The 10,936-nt window shown below is 50.7% G+C and carries 8 protein-coding genes; 1 reads left to right on the top strand and 7 read right to left on the bottom strand.

Annotation, left to right across the window (positions count from 1 at the left end):
• Nucleotides 1-116: 116 nt before the first annotated feature.
• Nucleotides 117-2,315, top strand: a complete 2,199-nt coding sequence (locus tag K2G41_RS10635; RefSeq protein ID WP_300118017.1) for a helix-turn-helix domain-containing protein — start codon at nt 117-119, stop codon at nt 2,313-2,315.
• An 82-nt stretch (nt 2,316-2,397) separates the two neighbouring features.
• Here K2G41_RS10635 and K2G41_RS10630 read toward each other — a convergent pair whose 3' ends face one another.
• The 7 genes from K2G41_RS10630 to K2G41_RS10600 form a co-directional block, all read right to left on the bottom strand.
• The gene (locus K2G41_RS10630; protein WP_300118015.1) at nt 2,398-3,612 is read right to left on the bottom strand and encodes a TlpA disulfide reductase family protein; all 1,215 of its coding nucleotides are present in this window, start codon (nt 3,610-3,612) and stop codon (nt 2,398-2,400) included.
• 147 nt (nt 3,613-3,759) lie between these two features.
• A complete protein-coding gene (locus K2G41_RS10625) occupies nt 3,760-4,482 on the bottom strand; it encodes a hypothetical protein (RefSeq protein WP_300118013.1) in 723 nt (240 codons plus the stop codon).
• 69 nt (nt 4,483-4,551) lie between these two features.
• Nucleotides 4,552-5,427: a nucleoside phosphorylase gene (locus K2G41_RS10620; protein WP_300118011.1), complete on the bottom strand. Its 876-nt coding sequence runs from the start codon at nt 5,425-5,427 to the stop codon at nt 4,552-4,554.
• Between the two features lie 85 nt (nt 5,428-5,512).
• Nucleotides 5,513-6,622 (bottom strand): DNA-processing protein DprA, encoded by a 1,110-nt coding sequence (gene dprA / locus K2G41_RS10615; RefSeq protein ID WP_300118009.1) that lies wholly within the window; start codon nt 6,620-6,622, stop codon nt 5,513-5,515.
• Nucleotides 6,619-7,014: an acyl-CoA thioesterase gene (locus tag K2G41_RS10610; protein ID WP_300118007.1), complete on the bottom strand. Its 396-nt coding sequence runs from the start codon at nt 7,012-7,014 to the stop codon at nt 6,619-6,621. Before K2G41_RS10610 ends, dprA begins: the two co-directional genes overlap by 4 nt.
• A 129-nt stretch (nt 7,015-7,143) precedes the next feature.
• Complete coding sequence (locus K2G41_RS10605) at nt 7,144-8,811, bottom strand: AMP-binding protein (protein WP_300118005.1); 1,668 nt, start codon at nt 8,809-8,811, stop codon at nt 7,144-7,146.
• Nucleotides 8,812-9,094: 283 nt separating this feature from the next.
• On the bottom strand, nt 9,095-10,723 hold the full coding sequence (locus tag K2G41_RS10600; RefSeq protein WP_300118003.1) for a tetratricopeptide repeat protein: 1,629 nt from the start codon (nt 10,721-10,723) through the stop codon (nt 9,095-9,097).
• Nucleotides 10,724-10,936 lie beyond the last annotated feature (213 nt).

Below are 10,936 nucleotides of genomic sequence, written 5' to 3'. Positions count from 1 at the left end.
GTAGCTATATAGGGGGGTATATCAGGTAAAAATCGGCTCAATGACCTTGAAAATCGGCTCAAATTGCCTCAGAATGACAGAAAATTAACTATCTTTGAGCCGAAAATCGGATACCTATGAATCTATGTCGGCTCTGCCTTCTTTTCGGACTGTTTTTCTCGCTTATGACCTCATGGGCTGACGTGGTGCACTATGGCCGTACCGATGGCTTGTCCAGCCCGATTGTGGGAGGTGGAGTGCAGGGTGACAATGGGCTGATGTGGTTCGCTACATGGAACGGACTGCACTGTTTTGACGGATATGATTTCTACCGCGTCAGTATCGCTCCCGGCGACAGTGCCACAATAAATACCAATCTTATCCGGACTATCGCCAAGTCACCGGAGGGGAACATCCTCTGCCGGACAGATGACGGTGTGTATGAATTTGATCTCTCCACAATGTCGTTCCGTGACATCCCGGCCTCCGATGCCGACTCGCTCATGCGGTTGTTGAGCCGGGTATGGCATGGCACTATGATCCGTCAGGGCGATACAGATATTCTTTGGACGGGTTCGACAAATGGTATCGGTAAGGAATTTGAACCTCATAACCCGGCCCGGCTCTTGGCGGGAAGCGACGGGACAGCACCGCGGTCAGTAATGGCTGACCACATGGGGAGGCTGTGGGTAGGAGCGCGGGATTATCCACAGCTTTCGGTATATGAAAATGATGTGCGGATCGATTCTTTGTCGCTCGGATTTACACCGTATTGTATATATGAAAGTTCGGCCGGACCAATATTCATCGGAGGTAAGCCCGGTGGATTCGTGAGAAGCGACGGAAAGAAGATAAGTGACGATGTGGTCTATGACATTGCCGAAGATAATGCCGGACGGCTGTGGATCGCCACATGGGGCGAGGGTCTGAAGTATGTCACAGATGCGGCAGGGACTAATCCCGTTGTCACTCCCCTCGGTGTGGGGCGCAAAGTGAGGAATATCCTTGCGACACGCGGTGGAAATCTCGTGGCGGCAACTTCCGACGGGCTTATCGCCGTCACCATCGACAGCCTGACGGTGAGAATAGTTCGCCGTGTCCCCTCCGATGAGGCGAGTCTCAGTTCTAATGCTACCATGAGTCTTGCGCAGGATACAGCAGGGAATATCTATGTGGCAACCGAGAGTTCGGGCGTAAGCCGTGTGACTGAAGAGTCGCTTTTCAGTCACAAACCTGCATTCAGCCATTATAATGTGGGAAACTCGTCACTTGACCGCGATGAGATCTATGGTATGGCTATCGAAAACGATACCACCCTAATCATTACCGGGCCGGACAGGGTGACTATCCTCAATCCTGCCACCGGTGTCAGTACAGGCTATAGTATGCCGTTCTGGGGCGAGGATCTTACTTTTGTCGAAGGTACGCCCGCCCGACTGCCGGATGGTTCGTGGGCTTTCGCGACTTCAAGCGGCGTGCTGACCGCCTCGGCACGCTCGCTTTATTCGCGTGAATATATACCCCCTCTCGTTGTCACGGCCGTATCGGTCAACGGTGGGCCGTATCGGCTTAACTTTCTGCCTGAGGGGTGTCTCGATCTCGACAGTCGGAGCCGCAATGTCACTTTGCGTTTTGCCGCGATAGACTACGTGGATAATACCCATATTCTTTACCGCTATCGTGTCGATGGTTCTCCGTGGTCGGCCTTACGTTCCGCACGCACCCTGACGCTCTTTAATCTTTCAGCCGGCGGTCATACCGTAGAACTGCAATCGACTGACCGTTATGGCCGACGGATCGACAATACGCTTACGCTCACGGTCAATGTGTCACCGTTGTGGTATGAGACTTGGTGGGCAATGATACTGTTTATCCTTGTCGGAGTTTCAGCGGTAGCTGCCGGAGTATGGCTCGCGGTTTATATACGCCGCGTCAACCGTCAGCGTCGCGAACTCCTCGCCAAGTATATGGCACTCCTTGAAGCTCCGGTGGCGGCTGTTACGTCCGAACCGGAGGAAGTACCTGTGGTGGAATCAGCTGAGGATGCAGCCTTCCTGAAGCGGGTACAGGCGTATATCGAGGAAAATATTTCTAATCCTGAAGCTAATATCGACCGTATGGCAGAGGCTTCGGCAGTGAGCCGCGCCACGCTAAACCGTCGCCTGCGGTCGCTGATGGGTGTATCAGCCGCGCGCCTTCTTCTCGAAGCGCGTATGAACCGCGCTACAGCCCTACTCGCCGACGGTACTCGACCGGTGGCAGAAGTCGCTGAGGCTTGCGGCTACACCGATCCCTATTATTTTACACGCGTTTACAAGAAGCACACCGGTAAATAGTTGTTTACCGGTGTGCTTCCGTTTACGTTAGAAATATTATACCGGATGTGTAGAAGTCCGGACTCTTTTGTGGTCAATCCCTTTAATGGAGATCAACTGTTTTAGTGTCCTTATCTTCATATTTCTTGACAGCACTGTTGAATTTGTGTGTGATAATATTGGGTCCCCAACCTGACCAAGCATCTATAAGAGTGCGGTCCGGACCGAAGATGAAGAACGTCGGGTAGCCTGTAACACCATATTTCAGACAGGTTTCGCCGTCAGGTCCGCTGCCGTCCCAGATGGTAGGCCATGTTGCTTTGTCTATTTCATGTGTGCGTTCCATATCTTTGCGGCTTTCATCGGTCGAGTAGCTGACGACCGTGACCGTGTCGCCGTATTTTTCAACGAAGCCCGGCAGCTCTTTTTTAGCGGCGCCGCGACAAGCCCCGCATCCGAGTGAATTGAAATCGACAATGATGTAGGGGGTAGTGAACTGTGAGAGCCGGATTGGAGTCCCATCCACATTTTCACCGACAATGTCAAAGTTGTCAAGTTTATCGCCCATTTTGATCCTCTTTGTGGAGTGAATTTTATTGACATACGCTTCTTCAGGGCTACCTTTCATATATTCCGGTATCTTCGGCAGGATAGTCCCGATTTCATCATCTGTGAAGTATTTGTATCTCCATTTCAGATCTGATAAGGCATCCGGACTATTGGGATTAGCCAGTATGTGGTCATGCTGCGTCGCAAAATAATCATCCTGAAGCTTAAAAATGATATTGGACAGTGAATCAAATCTTATTTTGCCGATAGAATCAAATTTAACCCTGCTTTCCGATCCTTCAATAAGATAATTTTTACTCAACCGGTCACTCTCCTCTCTTATCCTTGTCTTTTCGCGATTGTTTTGGTCGCGGTATCTTTCCCATTTCATTTTTGCTTTATCCCATGGAGTGCCTGAATAAACGATGCTGTCAGTTGAGAAACCGTTAGCGTTTGAAACGATGATCTGATCGAGACCTTTCATTCCATAAAAATGGATGAGGAAGCGGTCGTTTTTCGGATCAGCGGGATTTTTACCGATAAGATAAAAACGGACAGGATAATTCTCTGAAATATCAAGCGCGAAATGCAGACGGTTGCCGGAGGTGGAGACTTTCTGTTTGTAGGCGTCATCATCGGAGCCGAGGGTAAAGCGTACGCTGTCGGGAATGTTTTTGAACTGGACATCGAGCGTATAGTTCGTCGTGTCGGAAGCGGATAGATTCATCACGACAGAGAGGAGGAGAGTGAAAAAGAGAGGAAGTCTCATGGTAGAAAAAAATAGTTGATTTTTGTGATGGGTTATAAATATGGGTGATTGACTAAATCTAACGATGCACAAAATTATAGCCAAAATCTACTATGCGCAAGGTGATGGTATTAGATTTTAATTAAATTAACAATATTAGGTGCTAATTTATTCTATTAGTTTTAATAGCCTTGATTGCGGCGCGTCAGGAAACAAGGATAATAAATGGCTGAGGATACGCTGTCGCGACTCATCGGAGCTACGCCCTTCGCAGTTCGACAGAAGTTCTTCGCCATAAAGGGCTTCAGGAGTTGTGTAGCGGGCTATACCCCAGCCGTATGGCTCGCCCGATCGGGAAATGTTGTATTCAAAATCCGCGATAACGATACGCGTTGCCATCTGAAGTCCGGTCAAGGCCGGTTCAAGACCTCCCCGCCGGCGGTTTTTGGTTACAGGGATAGGTTCAAGGGTATCGATGAGGTCAAATGAGCGGCGTCGGCGTTTTGATGTCAGTCCGCAGAGATCTTTCAGTTCCTTGGACAGCAGTGATTCATGTGCCCTGACTGTTTCAAGGATCATTTTTTCGCTTATGCCTGTCTCCGGATCGGCTACCGTGGAAGTGACCGGATGAAGAGCGCGACGGTGATTGGCAAAGTCGGGAAACCAGTCGAGGCTGATGTACCCGGCTTTGCCGTTGAAAAATTTACCGTAGGCGCAATTGAGATTGCGTATCACCTGTCCTTTCCACTCCCAAGGACCTTCTTCCTCTGAAAACCAGAGACGTGGATCGACCATTTCCTCAATGGAAAAACCACGCACGGAGTTACGGAAGAATGGTAGGAAACCGAGTTCAAGCACGCAGGTCTCAAGATCGGAAGCGGAACGGAGCATGTTTTTTTGTTTAGTGTCTATTGTTTGAGAGTAGGATGCATTAACCTGATCACAAGATCACGATTGACGTCAAATGCGTTCGAGGACTGTGGCCACGAGATCCTGAACGGCTGTCTTGTAATTGGGATTCGCATCGTTGTTCATGCGGTTGGCGATGATGGAGCATACGGTCATCGCACGATGTCCCATGAGGCGTCCGAGACCTTGGAGCGGCGCCGATTCCATCTCATAGTTAGTCACCTTACGACCATTGTGACGGAACTCCTCGATGCGGCGGTTGAGATCTGGATTAGCGAGCGGCAGACGGAGTTTGCGCCCCTGAGGTCCGTAGAAACCGACGGCTGAAATGGTATTGCCGCGCACCATGTCGTCACGGCCGATCTGATTGACAAGTTCCTCATCGGCATTGACCACGTATGGCTTGGCCCAAAGAGGATTCCATCCGACGGCCTCGCAGAAATCATGCTCGAAGTCAAGATCTGCCACGAGGTCGCGTCCGGCATAATAGTTGAGCACGCCGTCAAATCCTATAGCCTTCTCGGCAATGACAGGAGTGCCCAATTTCAGTTCCGGCTGGAGTGCACCGGAGGTGCCTATGCGTACGAGTGTGAGCCGGCGTTTCTCGTCCTTGACCTCACGGGTCTTGAAATCGACGTTAGCAAGTGCATCAAGCTCATTGATCACGATGTCTATGTTGTCAGGGCCGATGCCGTGTGAGAGACACATGATAGGTTTGCCATTGAAAGTACCGCCGATGGTGTGAAATTCACGTGAAGACACCTCAAAATCAGTGGTGTCAAAAAACGATGCCACCATGTTGACGCGGCCGGGATCACCGACAAGGATCACACGGTCGGTGAGCTGTTCGGGACGGAGATGGAGGTGAAACACTGACCCGTCAGGGTTGATAATGAGTTCGGAGGGTGGTATGATTTGTTTTTCCATGATAGTGGTATTTTTTTATGTGTGTCTTTATACAGAAGTGTTTTTTTGAATGGTGGAAGTATGATACAGTAGCCGTGAACCCTGATCACCGCAGGCGATAGCGGCCACCGGGGATATTCATGATCAGTGACCGGAATTCCATGTCGATCAGCATTGCCATCAGGCGGGGGATAGGCATGTCTATGCGGCTGCTGAGTTCGGGAAGCGTGACTTCGCCGCGCGCGGTCATTACATCGATCACAGCTTCCTCTTCGGGAGTCAGGGTAGGGAAGAGGCTTGGAGTCTCGGCCTTTGCATCGGCCATCTGCCAGCCGAGATGTCGGCATAGATCCTCGGCAGAGGTGATGAGTGCCGCCGTGTTTTCGGCGATCAGTGCATTGCATCCCGCCGAATATCGGTCGGATGTGCGGCCGGGGAGCGCGAACACATCGCGGTTATAGCCGGCGGCAAGCCGGGCGGTGACGAGCGCGCCACCCTTGGACGCGGATTCGGCTACCACAAGCGCGTCGGACAGACCTGCTATGATACGGTTGCGTGCAAGGAAATTACCTTTGTGAACCTGAGCTGACGATGGATAATCAGTCAGTAGCATTCCACCGCTGCGTATGATCTCCACGGCGGTCTGGCGGTGCTGCGCCGGGTAGATGGTATTGAGGCCGTGGGCGAGCACACCGATGGTAGGAAGTCCGGCATTCAGGGCAGCCCTGTGGGCGGCGATGTCTATTCCGTAGGCAAGCCCGCTGACAATTATCACTTTTTCGGGAATGAGTGCCGACAGATCCTCGACAAGCCGGTTGACAAAATCAACGCCGTAAGCCGTGGCATGGCGGGTACCTACGATCGAGACGAAGTGCGAATGGTTAAGGTCACAGTCACCGAGGCCGTAGATCATCAGAGGGGCATCGTCACATTCCAGCAGACGGTGCGGATAGTCATGGTCGCGGAAGTAGGTGGCGGAGATTGAATTTTCAGTTATGAAGCTGACTTCCGTCTTTGCGGCTTCAAGAGCCTCGGAGCGGGTGGATGATTTGAAGAGGCGGTTGGAAAAGCCCATCATGGCTGACAGTTGTGACTCCGAGAACTCAAAAAAGTTCTCTTCCGATCCGGCACGGTCGAGGATCGACGTTGCAAGAGCGGGAGTCAGCGATCGCAGGGATGCGAAAGCGATGCGGTATGTCAGCTCATCCGTATTCATGTCAGATATTCGCGGAACGCTTCGGCAAGGAGGTCGCCACGTGACAGACGGCCATTCTCCAGACAGACCACCGTCACGAGAGCATGGACCACATGTGCTCCCGTAGCGGCGTTATAGATGTCCTGAACGAAGATGAAACGCGCACCTTCGCGCTTCATGCTCAGGCGTGATGTCATTGTCTCGCCGAGCGTCAGTGACGTGAGGTATTCGATTTCTATTTTTCTCACTACCGGATCGAGACCCTGTTCCTGCATTGCGCGGAAAGAAGTCCCGGCATATTCACAGAAATCATGTCGGGTTATCTCAAGGTAGTGCAGATAGTTCGCGTTGTTGACTATTCCTTGTGAGTCAACCTCATAATCGCGGACTTTTATCTTTAATTCATAATCCATATCTGGTCAATTCATAATGCACAATACATAATTCATAATATTTGGTTGATGGGCGATGCATCCATAATTGTCAGAGGCATCGGCAGTTGATTGTGTCGGCCCATTATGAATTATGCATGAAAATAAGAATTAAGCATTATATAAGTAGCGTTTGATCGAACGTTTAGGGGTCTTTTCAAACTCGTTGGCGATCAATTGGATGCGATCGATACGCTCGTAGGGAGCGACAAGTTTGTTGAGATCCGTGCGAACCTGCTCCATGATCTCAGGAAGTTTCTCGTTTGTGATCTTGTCGCGGTCCATTGCCTCATAGTCGGGATATACAAGGGCTATGAGATGCTTTCCGCGCTCTACGACGAGACTCTCCGCAACGTATGGCATATTGTTGAGCTTCGCTTCGATCTCTTCGGGATAAATGTTCTGTCCGCTTGCACCGAGAATCATGGTCTTGTAGCGTCCACGGATGAATATTGTTCCGTCGTGTGAGATCGTGCCCATATCGCCCGTGTGAAGCCAGCCTTCAGCATCGAGCACGGCCTCCGTCGCTTCGGGATTCTTGAAGTAGCCTTGCATCACGTTTTCACCTCTGACACAGATCTCGCCGGGGATATGCTCCGGATCATTGCTGTCGGCAATCTTACTTTCCATATTGGGAAGTGTCCGGCCTGATGATCCGATGAGGAATTTACGCCAAGGAGTGTAACTGATGAGCGGGCCGCATTCAGTCATGCCATAGCCTACCGTGAAGGGGAATTTGATGCGATGGAGAAATTCTTCCACCTCGTGGTTCAACGGCGCACCGCCGACAATCACTTCCTCAAACTCTCCACCGAAGGCTTCGATGAGCTGCGAACGGATCTTACGGAAGATGATGGTCTTGAGTCCGGGTATCTTGAGCGAACGGCGTATGGCCGGTTTGTCGAGAATCGGACGCAGCTTGTTGCGGTAGATCTTCTCAAGGATCAACGGCACACAGAGGATGAGGTTGGGCTTTACCTCGGCAAAGGCTTTGAGAAGGAGTTTGGGTGTCGGGAGTTTACCGAGGATGGTGATATGCGTACCGGTAGCGAGGGGTGTCAGCATATCGAACGCGCATCCGTAGGCATGGGCCAGCGGAAGGAATGAAAGCGCACGTGAACCGCGATAGTGCAGACGCGAACGAATACCGAAACGCACGTTGCCGCCGAGATTTCCGAGCGTAAGCATCACGCCTTTTGAAAACCCCGTGGTTCCGGATGTATAGTTGATCTCCGCCAGCTTGTCTTCGCTGATCTCAGGATAGTCGATGTCGGCGGTAGTGAATCCGTGAGGATAAGTGCGCCGCATTTTTTCCGGGAGTTTGGCAAGGAATTTTTCTGCTACACGGTTAGTGACGGGATGTTCGGCAAGCACAGCGCGCCGGTCAAGCGACAGTACAGACTTTACTTTCGGGATCTTTTCAAACTCCATGCTGTCAAAGATACTCTCGTTGATGAAGAGCATCACGCTGTCGGAGTGGTTGATGATATGCTGGGCATCCTGAATATTGAAATCGTTCAGCACGGGCACGACAACAGCACCGTAGGTGAGAGTGGCCATATAGACCACCACCCAAGAGAATGAGTTCTTACCCATGAGGGCTATCTTGTCGCCCTGACGGATCCCGCTTTCCTTGAACAGGAGATGGAGTGCGGCAATCCTGCGGGCAAGATCAGCGTAAGTCATCGTCTGGCCCATACCGAACTCCGAAAGAGCCGGAAGCTCCCAGTTTTTGCGGAAACTTGCAGCGTATATATTGAGTAGGTTATCGTTGCTCATAAATAAAAGTTGACTTTTTAATGAAGTATGTTCACACACTTCTAACGCTGATTACGAGACCATTGTTTTTGGCTGACAGCTCTTTTGAAACGTGAATCCATAAGGATGATACAAAATAACTAAAAAACGCCCGAATATCCAAATCTCATTTTCCGTTTGTGTCGCTTCCCAGTGATGACCGACTGATAAAAAGCAAACCCGGAACTGCGTTGCGGTGTCCGCATCCGTCAGTTCCGGGTTTGGTGTGGGTTGAATGAATGTTACGGCATGTCAGCCGCAGTCATTAAAACTTTTTGAGATATTCGCGGAGAGCCTCGTTTTCGGGATCTACTTCAAGGAACTTCTCGAAGTATGCGCGGGCCTGCTCCTTGTCACCTGCCTTGAGGTAATAGTTGGCGAGGTTGTTGTATGCGCTCTTGTAAGCGTCGGCATACTTGGTCTTGTTCTCAGGATTCTCATCGTAAGCTGCAAGCATCTGCTGATAAGTCTCAACGAGATCGGGAGTGATTTCAGCACCGTCGCGGATCATCATGAGAGTGGCCTTGTTGCGGTAGAGGGGACCCTTGTTGGCAGCTGACTCGATGGCAAGTTCCACATACTTGATACCGTTGTTGGCGGCTTCTGCACGTTCGGGTGATCCTTCGGGGAGTGACACACCGAGGTTCTTGTAACGGTTCGAGAGAAGGAAGTAGTCATTGAGCGATGCATCGCCGGCATCTACATATTTCTGCATGAACTCAGCAGCCTTCTGATAGTCCTCAAGATCGGTGTACATAGACGAGATGTTGGCAAGGATCTGCTTGTTCTTTTCAGGGTTGAGCTCGTAAGCCTTGGTGTAGGCCTCGACAGCTTCCTGCGGACGCTTGAGTTCGCCGAGGATGTCACCGTATGTAGTGTAGTCCGTAGCTGTGAACTTGGCATTGGTGTGAGCGAAGAGCTTCTTGGCTGCTTCCTCTGCGCCGGCGTAGTCATTGAGGGCTGCCTTGTTGAGCATCACCATGCGCTGCATGTATTCGTTGTCGGGGTCAGCTGCAAGCACCTGATTAGCCACGTCGAGTGATTCCTGATACTTCTTGCCGAAGTAGAGGAGACCTGAGTAACGCTGCTCGTCACCTTGGAAGTGGTTGGGGTTCTTGATATATTTGCCGTACTGCTCAGCAGCCTTGGTGAACTGGTTGCCGTCATAGTACTTCTCGGCGAGCTCGCTCTGTGCGAGGGCTGAGTTGGGGAGCTTCTGGTTGAGCTCGACGAGCTTGCCGATAGCGAATTCAGGATTTACTTTATTGTAAAGGTTGGCATACTTCACGTAAGCCTGCGGGTTGATGTCGCCACCTTCCTCGTCATAGATGATGGCCTGCTCGTAGAAACCGGCAGCCTGACCGATGTCAGAACCCTTGGCCATGTCACCCTTGAGGACGTAGATCTGTGCTTCCTTGTTTTTGGAAACTTTCATCGCATTGGCGATGTACTTGTCGATCTCTTTTGCGTATGTGGTGGGATCTACGTTGAAGTAAGCGCGTGCGATAGCTGCCATGAGCGATGCGTCCTTCTTGTTTGACTCGAAAGCCTGCTTGAAGTTGCGCTCGGCCTCGCTCTTGTTGCCGTTTTTGAGGGCGATCTGACCGAGACCTACATAGTTATAACCATAGGCGGGATTTGCCTGCACACCTTTGTTGAAGAAGTCGGCGGCTGCAGATGCGTTGTTGTTGTCAAGTTCGAGTGAACCGAGGTAGAAATAGGATACAGCCTTGTCGGTCGAGGGGTCGTTGAGGGTTTTCTCAAGAATGGTTTTAGCTTTTTCAAAACGCTCGGCGTTGTAGTAGTCAACGCCGTCCTGATAACCGCCGCCCTGTGCGAAAGCGGTCATGGCCATACCTCCGAGGACGAAGGAAAAGAATGTACGGAATTTCATATTGATTGTCTATTATTATATTTCTGATGGTTTATAATTAAGTCTTTATGATTGATTTTTAGATGTCTAAGTAATACGAGAGAGTTTCCTGAGAGGCCAATGATCAGACCTTGGGACATGACGAAGTCACGGCTTGTGTGAGCCTGCATTAGATTTCATAACGCAAAATACGACATTTTATTTACAATATGCAAGAATCTGCCTGAAAAAATT

This window comes from Duncaniella sp., assembly GCF_029056165.1.
Classification (GTDB): Bacteria; Bacteroidota; Bacteroidia; order Bacteroidales; family Muribaculaceae; genus Duncaniella.
The sequence above is the reverse complement of the archived record's forward strand: the minus strand, read 5'-3'. Positions and strand labels throughout refer to the sequence as shown.

Excerpts from the sequence above, each read along its gene's own strand:
- K2G41_RS10635 (WP_300118017.1), top strand. The coding sequence starts at position 117 with ATGAATCTATGTCGGCTCTGCCTTCTTTTCGGACTGTTTTTCTCGCTT.
- K2G41_RS10630 (WP_300118015.1), bottom strand. The coding sequence starts at position 3,612 with ATGAGACTTCCTCTCTTTTTCACTCTCCTCCTCTCTGTCGTGATGAAT.
- K2G41_RS10625 (WP_300118013.1), bottom strand. The coding sequence starts at position 4,482 with ATGCTCCGTTCCGCTTCCGATCTTGAGACCTGCGTGCTTGAACTCGGT.
- K2G41_RS10620 (WP_300118011.1), bottom strand. The coding sequence starts at position 5,427 with ATGGAAAAACAAATCATACCACCCTCCGAACTCATTATCAACCCTGAC.
- dprA (WP_300118009.1), bottom strand. The coding sequence starts at position 6,622 with ATGAATACGGATGAGCTGACATACCGCATCGCTTTCGCATCCCTGCGA.
- K2G41_RS10610 (WP_300118007.1), bottom strand. The coding sequence starts at position 7,014 with ATGGATTATGAATTAAAGATAAAAGTCCGCGATTATGAGGTTGACTCA.
- K2G41_RS10605 (WP_300118005.1), bottom strand. The coding sequence starts at position 8,811 with ATGAGCAACGATAACCTACTCAATATATACGCTGCAAGTTTCCGCAAA.
- K2G41_RS10600 (WP_300118003.1), bottom strand. The coding sequence starts at position 10,723 with ATGAAATTCCGTACATTCTTTTCCTTCGTCCTCGGAGGTATGGCCATG.